The organism is Flavobacterium hydatis (assembly GCF_000737695.1).
Lineage (GTDB): Bacteria > Bacteroidota > Bacteroidia > Flavobacteriales > Flavobacteriaceae > Flavobacterium > Flavobacterium hydatis.
Genome location: NZ_JPRM01000030.1, coordinates 1 through 18,734, shown reverse-complemented (window position 1 = coordinate 18,734; position 18,734 = coordinate 1). Strand labels below are relative to the sequence as shown.

12 protein-coding genes are annotated in these 18,734 nt (G+C 31.1%); 8 read left to right on the top strand and 4 right to left on the bottom strand.

From position 1 onward, the window contains the following. The first annotated feature begins 76 nt into the window (after nt 1–76). Genes IW20_RS25465 through IW20_RS17770 form a run of 4 tightly spaced genes read left to right on the top strand, consistent with a single transcriptional unit; the run spans nt 77 to nt 5,181 of the window. Nucleotides 77–2,701, top strand: coding sequence for a PAS domain-containing sensor histidine kinase (locus IW20_RS25465; RefSeq protein ID WP_240478510.1), 2,625 nt, complete (start codon nt 77–79; stop codon nt 2,699–2,701). A gap of 5 nt (nt 2,702–2,706) precedes the next feature. Continuing rightward, a complete protein-coding gene (locus IW20_RS17780) occupies nt 2,707–3,840 on the top strand; it encodes an FIST signal transduction protein (RefSeq protein ID WP_035625437.1) in 1,134 nt (377 codons plus the stop codon). Further along, nucleotides 3,840–4,877, top strand: a complete 1,038-nt coding sequence (locus IW20_RS17775; RefSeq protein ID WP_035625434.1) for a sensor histidine kinase — start codon at nt 3,840–3,842, stop codon at nt 4,875–4,877. The genes IW20_RS17780 and IW20_RS17775 overlap by 1 nt, the downstream gene beginning before the upstream one ends. Next, nucleotides 4,864–5,181: a hypothetical protein gene (locus IW20_RS17770; protein ID WP_035625432.1), complete on the top strand. Its 318-nt coding sequence runs from the start codon at nt 4,864–4,866 to the stop codon at nt 5,179–5,181. The genes IW20_RS17775 and IW20_RS17770 overlap by 14 nt, the downstream gene beginning before the upstream one ends. A 209-nt stretch (nt 5,182–5,390) precedes the next feature. Here IW20_RS17770 and IW20_RS17765 read toward each other — a convergent pair whose 3' ends face one another. Genes IW20_RS17765 through IW20_RS17755 form a run of 3 tightly spaced genes read right to left on the bottom strand, consistent with a single transcriptional unit; the run spans nt 5,391 to nt 8,995 of the window. Further along, nucleotides 5,391–6,563, bottom strand: coding sequence for a response regulator (locus tag IW20_RS17765; protein WP_035625429.1), 1,173 nt, complete (start codon nt 6,561–6,563; stop codon nt 5,391–5,393). A 16-nt stretch (nt 6,564–6,579) separates the two neighbouring features. Then, nucleotides 6,580–7,746 (bottom strand): glycosyltransferase, encoded by a 1,167-nt coding sequence (locus IW20_RS17760; protein ID WP_035625426.1) that lies wholly within the window; start codon nt 7,744–7,746, stop codon nt 6,580–6,582. A gap of 10 nt (nt 7,747–7,756) precedes the next feature. Further along, on the bottom strand, nt 7,757–8,995 hold the full coding sequence (locus tag IW20_RS17755) for an MATE family efflux transporter (protein ID WP_035625423.1): 1,239 nt from the start codon (nt 8,993–8,995) through the stop codon (nt 7,757–7,759). Between the two features lie 464 nt (nt 8,996–9,459). Between IW20_RS17755 and IW20_RS17750 the strand changes: the two genes are divergently transcribed. The 4 genes from IW20_RS17750 to IW20_RS17735 all read left to right on the top strand — a co-directional run bounded on the left by IW20_RS17750 (nt 9,460) and on the right by IW20_RS17735 (nt 17,953). Further along, nucleotides 9,460–12,552: a membrane protein gene (locus IW20_RS17750; RefSeq protein ID WP_035625420.1), complete on the top strand. Its 3,093-nt coding sequence runs from the start codon at nt 9,460–9,462 to the stop codon at nt 12,550–12,552. After that, nucleotides 12,552–13,781, top strand: coding sequence for an Ig-like domain-containing protein (locus IW20_RS17745; RefSeq protein ID WP_089052223.1), 1,230 nt, complete (start codon nt 12,552–12,554; stop codon nt 13,779–13,781). The genes IW20_RS17750 and IW20_RS17745 overlap by 1 nt, the downstream gene beginning before the upstream one ends. After that, nucleotides 13,768–15,321 carry a cellulase family glycosylhydrolase gene (locus IW20_RS17740; RefSeq protein WP_089052222.1) on the top strand — a complete coding sequence of 518 codons (1,554 nt, stop codon included), beginning with the start codon at nt 13,768–13,770 and terminating at the stop codon, nt 15,319–15,321. The genes IW20_RS17745 and IW20_RS17740 overlap by 14 nt, the downstream gene beginning before the upstream one ends. Before the next feature lie 553 nt (nt 15,322–15,874). Next, on the top strand, nt 15,875–17,953 hold the full coding sequence (locus IW20_RS17735; protein ID WP_035625418.1) for a tetratricopeptide repeat protein: 2,079 nt from the start codon (nt 15,875–15,877) through the stop codon (nt 17,951–17,953). Nucleotides 17,954–18,005: 52 nt separating this feature from the next. On the opposite strand, the gene IW20_RS17730 is transcribed toward IW20_RS17735, so the two are convergent. Then, a complete protein-coding gene (locus IW20_RS17730) occupies nt 18,006–18,701 on the bottom strand; it encodes a LytR/AlgR family response regulator transcription factor (RefSeq protein ID WP_035625416.1) in 696 nt (231 codons plus the stop codon). Between the last annotated feature and the right edge of the window lie 33 nt (nt 18,702–18,734).

Genomic DNA, 18,734 nt, shown 5'->3' with positions numbered 1-18,734 from the left:
TAAAATTTCGCTTCGAGGACAATTTGAAAACTATGAAAGTGGCTATTTATTTATAGGTAGCCTATCGCATACTTCCTTGAATTATTTTGAAGAAAAAAAAATCTCTCTTTATGATTTCGCTAACTACGATGCAGCATTACAAAATTCTTTGAATACAATACATCAGCAAGAAAATCAATTAAAAGAAGCCAATAAGAAAATTGTTGATATTGCTCTTTTTACTACTCAAAGTCCAGATCCATTAATTCGGATTGATTTTGAGGGACATCTATTAAAAATGAATCCAGCAGCCGAAGATTTAAAAAATCTTATATTTCAGGGAATTGATTATGAAATTGAGGATTTTTTAAAATTTATCATTCATCAAATTGATAAGAGAAAAGAAAGATGGATGTTTGAGGCGGAGAATAATGGTAAGTGCTATTCTTTTGTTTGTAAAAGTCTGCAACAAGAGGGCTGTGTAAATATCTATGGACGAGATATTACAGAACAAAAAAGAAATCAAGAAGAGCTAAATAAGTTGTCCTTGGTAGCAAAAACGAATAAAAACGGCATTGTATTCACTTATCCGGATGGAAAGATATTTTGGTGTAATGATGCATATCTTAAATTGACAGGATATGAGAACGATGAAATCATTGGTAAAACACCTGTTGAAGTAGGTTCGGACGCTCTATCGAATAAAGAGGAGATCCACAGAATGATCAATGCATTTTACGAGGGAAATACTTTTGAAGTAGAAATTTTGCATGCTAAAAAAAACGGTGGCACTTTTTGGTCTAAAACAGTGGGACAACCCATTTTTGATTCCTCCAAAAAGGTGATTCAATATTTTGCAATGATTGAGGATATTTCTGAAGATAAACAAAAAGAAGAACAACTTTTATTACTTTCCTCGATAGCAGATAAAAATATTAGTGCAGTCATTATTTGCGACAGTGAAGGTAAAATTGAGTGGGCCAATAGTAGTTTTACCACAATGACTGGCTACTCCAAGGAAGAATTGATTGGTAAGAGTCCTGGTCGTTTATTACAAGGTGAAGCAACCAATCCAAAAACGATTGCTTATTTAAAGAATCAAATAAAACAAGGACTTCCTTTTACTTGTGAGATCTTAAATTATACAAAATATAAAAAGAAATACTGGGTTAGAGTACAAGGACAGGCGCTTCATAACAAACAAGGAGAGGTGATTAAATATTTTGCTATCGAAGAAAATATAAGCCAAGAAAAAGAGTTCAATCAACAGCTTATAGATTCTGAGAATCGTTTAACGTCATTAATAACCAATCTTCAATCAGGCATTTTACTAGAAGATGAGGATAGAAAGGTGCTAATTGCCAATAAAAGGTTTTGTAATTTATTCGATTTTAAAGGAGAACCAGAAGAGATGATAGGTTTTGATTCTAAAATGGCTACTGAAGAAAATAAACACTTTTTTAAAAGATCAGATGAATTTATTGAAAGGGTAGAAGAAATTTTAAGAAATAAAAAAAACGTCTTTTCTGAAGAAATTGAATTGGCCGATGGACGCGTTTACGAAAGGAGTTTTATTCCGATAGCCAAAGGCAAGAAAAATGATGGTCATTTATGGAGTTTTGAAGATATTACCATCAAGAAAAAGTACAAAGAAAGTCTAGAAGCAGAAAAAGAAAAATATAGAAATATTATTGCCAATATGAATATGGGTTTATTGGAAGTAGATATGGATGACGTAATACAATTAGCCAATCAGTCTTTTTGTGATATGAGTGGTTTCTCTTTAATTGATTTGTTAGGCAACAATGCATCTGAAATTTTGTTGCATCCTGAGGATAAAAAATTAGTAAATTTTAAAAATAAAGAACGGGTTAAAGGTAAGTCAGATTCGTATGAAGTTACTTCTATCAATAAAAAAGGAGAGACAAGATATTGGTTAATTAGCGGCGCTCCAAATTATAATGTAAATGGTGAAGTAATTGGTTCGATAGTTATACATTTAGACATAACTCGACAAAAGAGCCTAGAATTGCAAAAAGAAGAATTACTTAAAAAATTAGAAAAACAGAACGAGCAGCTCAATGATTATGCTCAAATTGTATCGCATGATTTAAAGTCACCACTACAGAGCATACATTCTTTAGTTACATGGATTAAAGAAGATAATGATAAAGAGTTTAATGCGCAAACGAGTCAATATCTTGATATGATTGAAGACAAAGTCGAGAAAATGGATCATTTGATTGAAGGAATTCTAACTTATTCTAAAGTAGATGATATTGAGATGATTACTGAGAATATTAATTTGAATGTTGAAATCAATAAAATAATTGATATTATTCATATACCTAAGAATATTGAAGTTATAGTAAAAAAAGAACTACCGACAATCAAAGCTGAGCGATTTAGAATGCAACAGTTGTTTCTAAATATCATCAGCAATGCGGTGAATTATATTGATAAGCCTCTCGGAATTATTCAAATAAGTTTTGAAGAGGAAAAAAAGCATTATATTTTTGCTATTAAGGATAATGGTCCTGGAATTGCTGCAGAGAATCAGGAAAAAATTTTTAAAATATTTCAGTCTTTTACATCTAATAAAAAATCAACAGGTATCGGATTGTCTATTGTAAAAAAAATAGTCGAGAATTACAAAGGAAACATTTGGATAGAAAGTGAACTGACTAAAGGTACAACCTTCTTTATTAAATTACCAAAATAGAAACTATGAAAATAATTCAAGCTTATAAAAAAAAGAATGAAAATTGGCAGTACCTAACAAATAAGGAAAAACTAAAAAATCCGCTGGTACTTGTTTTTGCCAATAGGATGCAATTAGAGCTTCCAGAAGTCATTGATGCTATTAGAAACGAGTTTCCTTATGAACATCTGGTTTTTGGCTCTACAGCGGGTGAAATTTTAGATGCAAATGTCTTTGATGATTCTATTGTTGTTAGTGCTATAGAATTTGAAAAAAGTACGTTTGCAATTAAAACCGATAATATTTTTAATCATAATAAAGATGCAAATGCTTTAGGGGAATCTCTTTACCAACAAATACCCAAAGAAAACTTAAAGCATTTATTTGTACTTTCAGAAGGTAGTTTCGTAAACGGAAGCTCACTTATTGAGGGTCTTGAGAATGGCATTCAAAATAAAGTGCCTATCTCAGGAGGAATGTGTGGAGACGATGCAAAATTTGAGAAGACATTGGCTTCTTATAAAGAAAATCCAAAAGAAGGAGAAGTCGTTTTAATTGGGTTTTATGGAGAAACTTTAGAAATTTCGTTTTCCAGTTTTGGAGGATGGAGCTCATTTGGTCCCGAAAGAATTATTACCAGATCAGAAGCCAATGTATTGTATGAAATCGATGGACAACCTGCTTTAGATTTGTATAAAAAATACTTAGGAGACAAAGCCAATGAGTTGCCGCAAGCTTCTTTGTTATATCCTTTAAATGTTACGCCCGAAGGTAAATCACAAGCTGTAGTTCGTACCATTTTAAATATCAATAACGAAGATCAGTCGATGATTTTAGCTGGAGAAGTGCCTGAAAATGCCAAAGTACAGCTCATGATGGCTTCTGTAGATGCTATCGCCGAGGGAGCTTCACAAGCGGCAATGTTAGCAATGCAAAATAGAATAAATCACCCACAACTTGCTTTACTAGTGAGTTGCGTAGGAAGAAAATTAGTTATGAATCAACGGGTTGAAGAGGAAATAGAGCAAGTGCAAGAAATAATAGGAAATGAAGTAGCAATTACCGGGTTTTACTCGTATGGCGAAATGGCTCCATTTAGCGAGAATACTTTTTGTGAATTACATAATCAAACCATGACTTTAACCCTAATCAGCGAATAATGAATACTCTTTTAAAAAGGCAAATTGCTAAATTTATAAACCCTGAGCACTTAAAAGATTTAAAGCATTTTTTGCAGGCAGTCAATGAATCTTATGATAATCACGAGGATCAGATGAACATGTTGCAGCGAGCAATGAAAATTAGTTCTGATGAACTTTTCCAAGCCAATAAAAAACTACGCGATGAAGCCAATAGTTTAAAAGAAATAAATTCAAATTTGACAGAAATATTGAATTCTATGAATTTGGATGCTGAAAAATTAGGTAATGAAAAAGATTTTAATCAATCCGATTTCTTAAAAAAACAATCTATAGAAATTGTGACTATGAATAAGCAAAGAGAAGAATTACTAAAGAGTTTAGAAAATCATAATAAAGAACTTAACGAATATGCTCATGTTGTTTCTCATGATTTAAAAGCACCACTCAGAAATATAGACACCCTTATTAATTGGGTCATTGAGGATAATAAAGAAATGGGTGAAAGTTGCTTAAACTCGCTTAATCAGGTACTTTTTAATGTCGAAAAAATGGATTTGCTCATCAAAGGAATTTTAGATTATTCTACTGTAGACAAGTTAGAATCTGAAGAAAGATTAATTGATCTTAATGAGGTAATTGACGAAATAAAGAGAGATATTCATATTCCGAAAAATATTGAAATTTCGATAATCAATGATTTACCAAAAATAAAAGGAAATACATGGCGATTCAAACAATTAATGCAAAATTTAATTGAAAATAGCATCCATTATAATGATAAGTCTCAAGGCCAAATTGAAATTGGTTGTAGAGAAAAAGAGCAAGATTTTGAATTTTACATCAAAGATAATGGCATCGGAATCGCTGAAAAATACCACGACAAAATTTTTAAAATATTCACAAAATTAGAAAGCAACAATCAAAATTCAGGAGTAGGGCTTTCTATAGTTAACAAAATTATTGAGTATTATAAAGGTTCGATCTGGCTTGAAAGTAAAGAAAACATTGGAACAACATTTTATTTTACCTTACCTAAAAACTATGGAACAGCCTAATTTAAATTATATTGACCAACTCTGCGGAGAAGACTATGCATTTAAGCAAAAAATGATTGCAATTATTAAAAAAGAACTACCTCTTGAAATAGATTCCTATCATAAATGTATGCAAGAGCAGCATTATAAGCTGGCAGCAGAGTGTGTTCATAAATTAAAGCATAAAATATCTATTTTAGGCCTTGAAAAAAGCTATGATATTACTCATGAATACGAAAATTACTTATTAAATGGCACACTTGGATCTGAAGACAAATTTGAAAGTATTTTACAGTTAATGCAAAATTTTGTAAACGATTTGTAAAAAAGCTTAGTTTACGAATGGTATTATTATTGGCAGTTAATACATATATTATGATACTTTACATTCTCCTATTATATGTCAGAGATATTAAAAAACAAATAGAGTCAAAATAATCTTTAACCGTTTGTCATAAAAGTACTTTTTTAATAAAAAAAGCGAAAAGCAAGTTATGGTTTTAACTTGCTCTATACTTTACTGGTTGTAGTTTTTTACCTGTAATGAAGTGCGATTTGGCCAATTTGACCAATAATTTTTATGGAATCTTTAAATGACAATTTCGAACCATCCATGTGAATCCATCTGTTTAAGGGTTTTTCTAAAATTAACTCTTGAGTCTTCGTAGAGCCATATATTTTTTTCATCCGCATAAAAATCTCTACATCAAAAACCCATTTTGTTATGAATTTTTCATTAAAGGTTTTTTCTATAATTTCTTTTGTCATTATTTTGGCGCCACATTGTGTATCGTTAATTTCCATTCCAAGAATTTTTCTAATGATATAATTTATAGTTTTGCTAATAATAGCTCTTGCGGATTGTTTGGTAATATCAGCTCCCATTCTTGAAATTCTGGAGCCAAAAACCAATTTGTATTTAGAGTTATAAATTGTATCTGCCAAATCTTGAAAATCATCGAAATTGGTCGATAAATCGGCGTCTAAAAAACCGATGTAATCAAATTGATTTTGCTTGGCCAAGTGTAACATTCCCAGACGGACAGCTTCGGCTTTTCCACCATTTTTTTTACAATCATAAACGCTAATATATTCTTCTTTTCCTTTTGTTAATTCATGCAATACAGCTAGTGTATTGTCTTTACTTCCATCGTTTACAAAACACAAATGGTAACCTAAATTTTTATGTACAAAAGACTTAAATTCATCACTAGACAAACGAGTTTCCTCGTTATAACACGGAATAACAACTCCAATACACTTGTTTTGGATATATCGCTCTTTCGAATTGGGTTTTTCCGTAACACTTTTTTCAATAGTAGAGCCTATTAATCTTTTTACTCTCGCACCAATTTCGCTTAAACTCAAAGGCTTCTTCATGTAGTCATCAATACCTAAATCAAAACCTTTTATAATGACTTCTTCATCAGTATTACCAGATAAAACCATTACAGGAGTGTTGTCTTTTTTGATTTGCTTGATATGTTTGACTACCTCCAAACCAGATTGATGCTCATTTAAAGATTCTGTATTAGAGAGATTAGACATATTAATGTCAACAATAACTAAATTTGGCTTTTCACTGTCATATTTAGCTATGGCATCGATTATATTGTCTGTACTTATAACTTCATATCCTAAACCACTTAGCAATTTTTCTAAAGACAACAAGACCAATTGCTGATCATCTACTATTAGTATTTTCATAATATTACATTTAAGTTTATTGTATTGATTTAAAACATTCTATATACATCATTATAATTTTGTCCATTGATAGGGCGCTTGCAGCCTGAAAATTAGCAATTGCTAATTCTTTTCGATAGGTATCGTTTGAAATAATTTTGTCAATCGCTATAGCTAAAGAATCGGCACTTTCCGGATTAAAAAATTCTCCTTTATACCCTTCATCTTTAATTAGCAAGGCCAAATCACCTAAATCAGGCATGATAACTGCTTTGCCGTAGCTTCCTGCTTGATGCAAAACTCCAGAACTACCAGTAGTAGATGTATAAGGGAATACCACAATTGTACTATCAGTAAAAATTCGTTCTACATTATTTTCTTCAACATAGCCGGTAAAAATTATTCCCTCAACGTTTTTGTATTTTTCTTGTACTCCATCTAAATATCCAGGTGTGTTTGGACTATCTGTTCCAGCAATCACGACTTCTAATTTTTCTGGATTTGTTTTTCTAACAATTTCGACTGCATCAATTAAAATTTCGACTTTTTTGTAGGTTCCAAATTTACCAAAAGCCATAATTTGTTTAGGGCCAGATTTAATTTCAAAATTAGGATTTTTGACTGATTCGAATGTCCCATGTGGAATTAGCATTACATTTTTGGTATGGTATTTAGCATTTAAAACATCCACATATTTATGAATAGTTACAGCAACTTTATTGGCTTTCAAAATGCATCTGGTAATGTTAGTTCCAATAAAATTATAGATCTTCTGCATGAATTTACTCTCTGTGAATCCTGCTTTTTCTAGATCAACTTGCTCTAAAATGTTATGTAATAAAACCACTGTTTTGTATCCAAAAAATCTCAAAATCATGGGTAACAATAATCCCAAGGCAGAAGGTGTTTTTTTATCTCCAAATTTTACAAACTGAAGATTAAACAAAATCACATCTGGTTGTTCTTCTCGAACTGCATTAAGAACAGAAAAAATAGTGGTGTAACTGTTAAATCTCCAACATTCTTTTACTTTTACCTTTTCTTTTTGGTCAAAGTCTAATTGTTTCGCTTCAGATGTTTTATCGGATAATAAAATTAATTCGGATACTTCTGAGTTTTGAACAAAGTTTTTTACCAAATGATAACCATATTCATTTAGTGTAACTTTACTTGGCGGAAATGCAGTGACTACAGCTACTTTCATATTTAAAATGTTACTTTTTATTGTTATTAAAAAAGAAAAAAAACAATTGAAATAATAATAATACCACCATCGCGATGATTTGCATAACAACCACTTGTTCGAGTGAATTATGATAGAGGACTATTAGAATTATTTGTGTAAGTCCCAGAAAGGCTGATATTACAACAGGCACATACTTATTTATAGAAAGAAAATAGTAAGCAAAAATATTTGCGATAGCAAAAATTGAAGTTGCCAATGCATATTTCCACAACAAAAAAGCTATGGGTAGGTATTTCTCGCCAAACATTAATCGCACTACAATTTCTGGAAATAAGAGTGCACTTAGAACAATTATTGTAGACAAGCAAACAATATATAAAACATATTTTAATAGAATCGGAAGTGTATCTTCACCCTGTTTTTTTAACTGTATTACTTTGGGCAAAAGGAGCATTACAAACATCCAAGCGACAAAATATACTACCCTGCCTATTAATGCTAAACAAGCATATAAGCCCGCTTTTTCATTATCAAAATAATGTTTAACCAAAATAATATCACTATTGTTAATGATGATTTGCGTTAATTCATAGAAGGCTGTTAAAGCGAAAAATGTAATAATGGATTTTGTATCTAAATTGTCACTTAGAGTCTGTTTGTTTTTGCTGTTAATTATTTTTTGAAAGGGAATCAAACCAAAGACAAAAGAAATTAAAATTCCTACTGCGATGATAATAGAAGATTGAATTTGAGGTAAAAGGTAGAGTAACAAAAGTGTCAAAATCAAACGACATAACATTTCAAAATAGTAGGTTTTTGACAAATTTCTCAGATCATTTTTCCCCTGATATAAACCCCTATTAATACTCATTATAAAATACATTGGAAGTCCCAAACCAAACAAAACGAACATTAGTGAGGTTTTGGTTTTAAAAATTTCTTGCAATTGATGGCTGAATACTACTACTGTAAATCCCAGTATTACACCGAAGAGGAGTGCATACTTAAAAATAAATTTTAAAAAAACATGCAATTGCGTTCCTTCTAGCAAAACGGCATATTTAGCCGCAGTAACCTGAAATGTCATTCCAACAAAAGACAATACTAAAAGCAAAGTTATTAAGATCGCAGCGTCAGCAAACTCAGAAGGACCAAGTATTCTTCCTAATAGCAAATTGTACAAATAATTTCCTGCATTTACAAATAAAATTGTAAGCATAAAAAATTTTTCCGCAGTGATCTTTTTATAAGTATTTTTAATATTCAATTCAAGTGTGTAGTATTAAAAAAATAGTATGATGAAATTTTAAAAAGCTTATTCTTATAAACAAATATAAGAAAAATAAGAAAACTTTAACAAAAATGAAAAGGAATTTATAAGATAAATTCCTTTTCGGCAACAATTAACTAAATCAACATATTTATTATGAATTGTAATTTTTGAAATTAAAAAGTACTTTCAACGAAAGTCTCTACAAGAGATTTAAACAAAAGATGTTTTGTTTTTTTGAAAATAACATCACTGTGATGCTCTAATTACATGATTCTGGCAATACTTATTTTAGAATATTATTCTGATGTAAAATTAGAGCTCTTGTATGACTTTTTTTGATATTTTAGATGTTTGGTACTGTTTCTTTCGATGAAAGGACATTTTGTACAGTTATATCGTTTTCTTCTATAAGACGATATCCCTATATTTACAAAAACAATAATGTAAAATAAGAGTGATTGAAAGAAACTTCTAATAAATATTTGATAGTAGCCTTACTTTTTGGATTGACTTTCCATGGCAGCGCTATTTTTTTTACTTTAGAAAGTTCTTATGATGCTTTAATTCACATGTTTTTCGGAAATCATTATGCCCACAGTTGGTTTGAACCTTGGAATTATAGTTGGTATACGGGTTTTAATGTGATGAGTTATCCTCCATTAGTGCACCAAACCATTGGGTTACTTTCTTTAATTGGAGGTTTGAAATTTGGTATGTTTACTGTTGCCATCGTTGGGATTATTTTATTCATTGCAGGAACTTTTAGATTTTCACTTTTAATAACTGGAAATAGAACCGTTGCAGGTTATTCTGCTATTCTGGCAGTGGTTTCTTCTTCTTTTGTAGAAACATTGCATATTTTTGGACAGCTTCCCAGTATTATTGGAGTTTCTGTTTTAATGCATGCACTTCCAGAGATTTATCTTTTTATCAAAACAGGCAAAAAGAAATATTACTTCACCTCTCTGTCTTTGATGGCCGTAACCGTTTGTTCGCATCATGTTACACCTTTATTTGGAATGGTATTTTTTGTTTCGCCTTTAATCGGTATGATAGTAATGGATACCGCTCGCGAAAATGTCAATTCATTCAAGGAAATCACATTCAAAATATTCTATAAAACATTTCTATCATTATTAAAACGGATTATTCTTTTCTGTGGTAGCGCCGTTTTTCTGCTAGTATTTTGTATACTGCCGTATTGGATTAATTCTAAAGCCAATCCCATCACTCAGGTTCCTATTCCGCATGGAAGTCGCGACAATTTTATAGAAGTAACCTCTTCTGGCTTGATGTTCTTCTTGATACCTTGGGGAATATTACTTTTTATATTGCCTTATATATTTTATAGATATTACAGCAAAAGGTATATTTTTTTCGGATTATCCTTAACCTTGCTCACTGTTTTAGGAACGGGCGGCACAACTCCAATTCCCTTAGCAATTTTAGGAGAAAATGCTTTTAATATCCTAACCTTGGATCGCTTTACACTTTGGGCTTCTATAATGAGTTTGCCCATTTTTGGTGAATTTGTGTACCGATTAGTTGAAGGTGACTTAAGAACGGCTTTGCAAGTAAAATTTGGGAGTGTTTATAGGAGGATCCTAGGCGGATTATTTGCTGGTTGCTTTTTGTTTTTTGCAGTGTTTACCATGACGTTAGGGTATTTTAGACCATTGCAACCGCAAAAAATTAACTTTTTACCAATTGTCAATTTCTTAAATCAGGATCAACACGATCACTGGAGGTTTTTGCCATTAGGTTTTGGTGATCAGATGGCCTACTTATCGACACAAACAAAGGCAATGACGGTTGATGGAAATTACCATTCGGCAAGAAGATTACCAGAATTGACTTCTCGTGCAGTAGAACGGCTGGAAAACTCCAAATTTCGAGGACTTGAAGGTATTGGTTCATTGCAGCAATTTCTAACGGTTCCTGAAAAATATAATTTGAAATATGTTTTTTCTAACGATAAATTTTACGATCCAATTCTCTATTTCTGCGGTTGGCATCGATTATCACAATTAGAAAATGGTATAATGGTGTGGGAAAAACTAAATGTGCAGCCCTTGTCTAAAATTCTTCCAAAAGATGAAGTACCGATCTATTTGAAATTAATGTGGGGAATTATTCCGATGTTAACCATTCTTCTGGCTTTTATACTTAATGTTCAGATGATTTGGTTGCAGGCCTTAAAAATAAAGCCTTTAGAAAAACCTTCTTTCAATAAGTATGGAATTGTTTATGCTAATTTTCCAAGAGCGATGATAAAATTTCTACACATTTGGACAGGGATTTTACTACTAATTATAAGCTTTGGAGCATATCGCATTTATATCAAAAATGCTGTACAGATTAGTCCTGAAAATGTTGTAAAAGCATATTATGATGCTCTAGATTTTAAGTTTTATAATAAAGCGCACTCTTATGTTGTTCCTAATAAAGAATACTCGGTGGCTCAGTTTATGCTGGAAATTTCTGTTTCGGATGGTGTTCTTAATTCTTACGCCAAGTTAGATGCTATCGAAACTAAAATTGTTCAGCAAAGTAAAGACAAAGCTAGAGTTATTGCAACGACCAAGTGGGTTACACCATTAGAATTAATTGAAAAAAAGTACATACATGACGTTCAGAAAATAAACGGGAAATGGTTTATCATTCCAGATAAAAAAGATACCGATATTCCTCCGCACGAATTCATGTCAGAGAATATTAATTCGTATTACAAGCAAGGGAGACGAAAGATAACTACCCAGCAGACCTATCATGAAGATGTACTGCGCCAACCAGATTTAGAAATTATATCGGCAAGTTTGGTAAAAATTGACAGTCAATATATAGTGATTGGTGAAGTTCAAAATATAGATAATGTTCCTGCAGATGTGGTCTTGAAAGCTACTTTATATGACAGAAATGATAAATCGATTGCCGTATTCAACGCAAAGTATACTATTAAACATAAATTGATGCCAAAAGAAGTCACGAGTTTTAAGGTGAATTTTGAAGATATTGCGTGGTTAAAGCCAACTGATGTAAAGCCAACAACTTTTAACCCCAATGAATTTACACCAAAAGAATTGAAAAATATTCCCGCTACATTTGATATTCAAAGTGCTGGAAATGTCGCAACCACCGACTTGTATAATTCGGTTGCTATTTCAGATTTAGTGATAGATAACAACCAGATCAAAGGTACTTTATTCAATTACGGAATTCAAGAAGTAACCATTCCAGAGCTCTTAATTTCGTATTACAATGATAAAAAAGAATTGGTTTATGTTGATCACCAGTTTATAAAAGAGGGTGTTCGCATTCAGCGTAAGCAATATTTTACCTATAATTTGCTAAGAGATTTGAATCCTGTGATTATAAAATCTTCAACAGAAAATTGTTTTGTAAATGGTTTAGAATCAGAAGCTCTTGCTCGTGCGGTAATTCCGGTACGAAACAGTAAACAAGAAAGTGCACAAATGCAAAGGGTTAAAGGACATAAAGGGTATTCGTTTATTAAAATTGAAATTAATAATTACATTGGAAATCCTAGATAATGAAGAATAAAATCTATATATTTTGTTTTTGTTTGTTTACCATATTATTGGTATCAGTCACTTTATTGCCTAAAAAACAAACGGGCGCTATTATACTAATTACGCAACAAAAGACTTTTATAGCAGGTGCCAAAATAGCTTTAGATTTTGAGGTCAATACGTCAAATAGACCGCAGTTGTTTTTAATTCATTCTTTAGGAAAAACACTTTTAGATGCCACCGTTAAAAATGATAAATTAACTTTTGCCCTCCCTAAAAGTTATGCTAAAAAATCGGGTCGTATTGATTGGTTTTTGGTTGTAAACGGAGAAAATAAACTACAGGGAAACTTTGAAATTTTGCCCAATAACGACACTAAAACGGATATCGAAAATTATTTAGGTCCACCAAGTACATTGGTAGGTGATGGTCATTTTGTAATGTACGTTACCATTCCGACAGATGGCTTTGATAATCCGAAACCAGAAAATACTCCTGTAATTTTTAGAAGTCAGTTTTTAAATACTATTACAAATCAAACGGTAAAAACGAAAAATCTCATTGCTTGGAAAATAATTGATGCTCCTACAAAATCTGGAATAGTTTTGGTTTCTGCTCAATGCAATGCTACCATTACTAAAGAATTTAACGCTGTAATTTTTCCTGGAATCGCTACAAATTTCATAATTTCTTTTACTAGAAATCATCAATATGCTGATGGAAATCAAATTACGACCTTAAAAACAGCTGTTATTAAAGACAAATTTGGTAACGTTGTAAGCGACGGAACCATGGTCTCATTTGTGATTTCTACTGCTAATAATATGGTTTTAAAATCATTTGGCACAACTATAAACGGAGTTGCAACTGCTCAGATTTTGCATCCTGATCACCAAGATGTTTATACTGCAAAAGCGTATGTAGCGGGAATAGCAGAAAGTAATTCTATAGCAATTAACTACGAACCGATTAATCCGAAAATTGAATTTGAATTTTCAAAAGATAAGCGCACTATAATAGTCGGCCCGTTGCGTAGTTTTATAAATCAGTTAGTTCCAGACGGAATTAAAGTGACTCTAAAAGTGTATCATCATAATCAACTCATAGCGACTTTGCAAGAAGATAGCGTAAAAGGCCATGCTGTTTTTACTATTTCATCTGAATATTATAAAGAAAAAAAATATTCATTTGAAATTTCAACCTTAGGAAGTATTCAAAAAGTAGAAGAAAAAAATTATGATAGTAATTAACAATAAAAATAATTATCGGGCAATTTTAATAGTTTCATTTATTGCGATTAATATTTTGGTATTATTTGGAATGAGTGAAATTTTGGGCTACTTAAATTCGGGAGCAGATAGAAGTTCGATGCTGCATTTAGAGAAAGAGACTTTAGATACATATTTACCCAAAGTAACGTGGGAAACCTTCAAAAATCAAGGTAGACGGATGGAAAATCAAACCATCCAGAAAATTGAGAAGCATTATTTGTTTTCTTATGTAATAAAAAATAATGCTCTTAAAAACAATGTCAATGATGGAATTGACGATTATTTTACAGAAAGTTCGAGAAAGCAATTAGAACAAATTATAGCCTATAATAAGGCCAAAAAAATTTCGATCCAGAGTACAATAATAGAACATCATGCATCGTTAGATTTTTATAGCGAAGACGGCCAACAAGTCGTTATTACCGATAAAAATGTAGTTGAATTTCAAAATATTTATCAAGATAACAAGCTTATAACTTCTGTTCGGGATACTGCAAATTATAAGGTTTTAATGTTGCTAGAGGATGGTTTTTGGCGTATTCGACACTATGTTCGGATGCAAAAAGAAAAGAGTTTGGTTGCTGTAGAATTGAATAAAAAAATATACACGGTAAAAGGAAATGAAATTTTAAAAAATGGTGCTCCCTATATCATAAAAGGTATTAATTATTATCCTAAAAATTCTGCTTGGGATATGTTTGGAAATAAATTTAATAAAGATACTATAGCTGCTGATTTTGATATAATAACAAAAGCAAAACTCAATACGATTAGGATTTTTGTTCCTTATGAAGAATTTGGTAAAGCAGAGGTTTCAAAAGAGAAATTAGATAAGGTAAAAATAGTTTTAGACTTGGCCGAAGAAAAAAAACTAGCTGTAATCGTTACATTATTCGATTTTTATGGAGATTATGCTCCAGAAAGCTGGACTTTAACTCATCGACATGCAGAGAAAATTGTAACGACTTTTAAGGACTGCAAAAATATTATTGCTTGGGATATTAAAAACGAACCTGATTTAGATTTTGAATCACGTGGGGAACAAAATGTAAAGCCTTGGTTGGAACAAATGATTGCAGCAGTCAAGAAATTCGATGCTAATCATTTGGTCACTATTGGATATTCTAATATTGCATCGGCAGAGATACTAAAAGATAAGGTAGATTTTGTATCGTATCATTATTATGAAGATATTTCACTTTTTGAAGACAAACTTGCTGTTTTAGAAAAAGCAGCCAAAAAGCCTTTGGTAATGCAAGAATTTGGGCTTTCGTCCAATCGAGGACTGTGGAGTTGGTTTGGTAATTCAAAAGAAAAGCAGGCTAATTATCATAAAAAAATGCAATCTATATTCAAAAAGAAGCAACTTGCATTTGTTTCCTGGACTTTATATGATTTTCCGAAAGTTCCAGATAAAGTTGCTGGAAAATGGCCGTGGATAAAAAACAAACAAAAACAGTTTGGATTCATCGATTCAGAAGGAAAAAACAAACCTTCTTTTTTGTATATAAATTATTGATTTTAATTTTTAAATAAAAACAATTAAGTCTTTTTATTTGACATTGAATTAACTTTTAAAATAGTACTTCACTAGAATTACATCGCCTTTATTGATTTTAATTTTAAAAAAACGTATAGCTTTTGCGGCAAAAAAGGAGATCATATTTTTGATACTTAGCAAGTCTTTTTTGAATTTGCAGGCAATTTTAAAATTGATTTTTAAAAAGGCAAAAGTCCAACAATAAAGGGCAATGTAATTCTCTAAGTAGTCGCATAATATTGGTACAAACAGGTTAATGGCAGTGACATAAATGAAATAAAAAAAAGTGTTTTAGTTTGTCATCTTTCAGACAGCTCTTAAAATTCTTTCTTTTCTTAATAGTATTACATACTCAGCAAGCTAAATCTGTTATTCATAATTAATTTTACTATTTTGTTTCTTAATTCTGATACAAATATACGTTCGTTATAAGATTTTTTTTTATTTTTTTTCGATTATCCGCACTTTACTGTAGACGAATAATCAATGTTTATACTTAACTTGCAGTTAATTACAAAAGATATGTTTAAAAATGAACATTAAAAAGGAAATAGTCTTAGTTTTTTGCTTTCTTCTTGGATTATCAATTCAAGCGCAAGATATGCAAGAGGGTTTTACCAATTTAGAGAAAGGAGAATTTGCTCAAGCCGAAATTTTTTTCAGCAAAATTTTAAAGACATATCCAGATAATAAAACGGCAAAGCTATGTTACGGTAGAGCTGTCGGTTTAAATTCAAGTCCTGAAAAAGCCACAGTAATTTTTTCTGAACTACTAAAAAAGTATCCAGATGATTTTGAAATCCAGTTGAATTATGCTGAATGCATGTTATGGAATAAAAATTTTTCTGAGGCAAAACCTTATTACTTTGGCCTGATAGCAAAGCATCCCGAAAGTTTTCCGGCTTTACTAGGCTATGCAAATACTTTGTCTAATTTAAAACAATATGAGGAGGCTTTAATCTATGTAAATAAAGCTTTGGCAGTTTCTGTTAAAAATCCAAATGCCTTAGTTTCTAAGAAATACATTCGCATGGGATACGCCAATCAATTGGTACAACAACAAGATTATAAAACTGCACTTTCTTTATTAGATGAAAATTTTGAGGATTTTCCGAAAGACAAGGAAACATTAATGAATAAAGCTAATATTTATTTAATCACTAAGGATAAAAAAAATGCAACCAAGGTATATCGAGAATTAGCAGTATCCAAAAAGGATAGCTTGTTTTCTTTAAACGGATTGTCATTAGTTTCGCATATAGCCGAAAGAGATAGCGAAGCTTTATCTATAGCCAAAAAAGCATTAAAAAATAGCCAATTTATTGAGGACATAAAATTACAAAATCAAACAAAAGAACGCTATGTTCAGGCACTAATTTGGAATAGAAAGTACAAAGAAGCAGCAGCAAAAATAAAGGAATACCAAATTAGTAATCCCAATGAAAATTGGGTATTAGCGCTTTCTGCAACTTTAGGAATGTATCGTAGTGATTTTAAAGAAAGTATTGCTGACTACCAAAATATATTGGTCAACGATGCAAAATCATTTGATGGAAACTTAGGAATATCGAATGCTTACTTTGCAGATGGCGAACCATTAAAAGCTTATGAAGCAGTTGATACTACCTTGAAAATATTTGAAAACCAAAAAGATGCTATTGGATTTCTAAAAAAATTAAATGAAAATTTCACACCAAGTGTAGAGGAGATAATAAGTTATTCATTTGATAATGGAAAGAATGAAGCCTACGCTAATAATACAGTTTTGAATTTTCCAATATCGACGAAATGGGCTTTTTTAGGAATGTATCAATACAGAAAAACTGAAAATACAGTCACTAAAAATTCGGCAGTCTCTAATGACTTCAAGGTCGGCGCACAATGGCAATTTCATCCCAAAATAAATTTTAATGTTTTAGTAGGTTCAAGTAATGCAAGATCTTTCGTTAGTAATTATAGTCAATTATTAGTAGACGTATTTTTCAAAATAAAGCCCTTAAAATTGCAAGATTTAGAATTAGGGTATAAGCGAGATATTCAGAACTTCAATGCTGATCTGGTAAGTAGAGAGATAACAGCTAATAATTTTTATTTCAATTATAATATTGGCACAAACTTCAAATTAGGATGGTTTACACAATATTATTACAGCGCGCAAAGTGATAGTAACCAGCGAAACTTATTATTTACCTCATTATATTATAATTTTTTATCAAAACCAATTTTGAAAGCAGGCTTTAATTATCAATTTATTGCCTTTCAAAAACAATTGCCAACAATTTATTTTAGTCCAAGTAAATTTAATGCTTATGAGATTTTTGTTGATTTTTTGAAAGATGAAAAATCGGCTGAAAACAATGCTATCTTTTACACACTAAGTGCTGCAACAGGATTTCAATACATTGAAAATGATAGCAAGCAATCGACTTATCGAGTGCAAGCTAAATTTGGCTATAAATTTTCAGATCGTTTTTTGGCGAATTTTTATGGTGTTAAAAGTAATATTGCGTCTGCTACTGCTGCCGGGTTTCAATATACAGAAGTAGGTTTGCGTCTTAGATGGATGTTGACATCTAAACCAGTATTCAAAGTGAAGAAAAACGAGAAATAAGAGCTTTTTTCAACTTAGTATTAAAGAAGTAGTATTTTCTTTTATAAAAATGCTACAATAAGTTCAGTCGTTTCATTAAATCTGGTCTATTGGCGCGACTTACAGGAATGACGTCTTTGCCAATTAAGACACTATTGTCTTCAATGTCAATAATTTTTTTTGTATTGATAATAAAGGAACGATGCACTTTCAAAAACAAATCTTTAGGTAATTTGTGTTCTATTTTTTTAAGGGTTGAGTGGACCACATAGTTTTTGTTTTCCGTTTTGATATGAATATAATCTCCTTTAGCTTCTATAATATTGACGAAAGCAAATTCAATTTTGATCAGACGGCGATCAATATTGATGTAAAATTCGTTTGCATTATCTTCATTAGCACTTCTATTTAAAATTGTTGTTGTAGTATTCGCTTTTTGAATTGCTTTTTGAAAGCGATCTTCGGTAATTGGTTTTACTAAATAATCTACAATACATTCGTATTCAAAAGCTTCGATAGCAAAATTTTTATCAGAAGTTATCAGTATAATTTTGGGTGGACTTTTAATTGTTTTAATAAAATCAAAACCTGTAAAATCAGGCATGTGGATGTCTAGAAAAATTAAATCGACATTATTTTCATTTAAATACTTTATGGCATGAATAGCATTTGAGAATTCTTTTAACAAGTTTAATTGAGATGTATTTTCAATCATTTTTTCTATTATGGATCTTGCCATTTCTTCGTCATCAATAATAATGCAATTCATAGTTTAATAAGATATTATAATTATATTACAAGT

Excerpts from the sequence above, each read along its gene's own strand:
- IW20_RS17780 (WP_035625437.1), top strand. The coding sequence starts at position 2,707 with ATGAAAATAATTCAAGCTTATAAAAAAAAGAATGAAAATTGGCAGTAC.
- IW20_RS17775 (WP_035625434.1), top strand. The coding sequence starts at position 3,840 with ATGAATACTCTTTTAAAAAGGCAAATTGCTAAATTTATAAACCCTGAG.
- IW20_RS17770 (WP_035625432.1), top strand. The coding sequence starts at position 4,864 with ATGGAACAGCCTAATTTAAATTATATTGACCAACTCTGCGGAGAAGAC.
- IW20_RS17765 (WP_035625429.1), bottom strand. The coding sequence starts at position 6,563 with ATGAAAATACTAATAGTAGATGATCAGCAATTGGTCTTGTTGTCTTTA.
- IW20_RS17760 (WP_035625426.1), bottom strand. The coding sequence starts at position 7,746 with ATGAAAGTAGCTGTAGTCACTGCATTTCCGCCAAGTAAAGTTACACTA.
- IW20_RS17745 (WP_089052223.1), top strand. The coding sequence starts at position 12,552 with ATGAAGAATAAAATCTATATATTTTGTTTTTGTTTGTTTACCATATTA.
- IW20_RS17740 (WP_089052222.1), top strand. The coding sequence starts at position 13,768 with ATGATAGTAATTAACAATAAAAATAATTATCGGGCAATTTTAATAGTT.
- IW20_RS17735 (WP_035625418.1), top strand. The coding sequence starts at position 15,875 with ATGAACATTAAAAAGGAAATAGTCTTAGTTTTTTGCTTTCTTCTTGGA.
- IW20_RS17730 (WP_035625416.1), bottom strand. The coding sequence starts at position 18,701 with ATGAATTGCATTATTATTGATGACGAAGAAATGGCAAGATCCATAATA.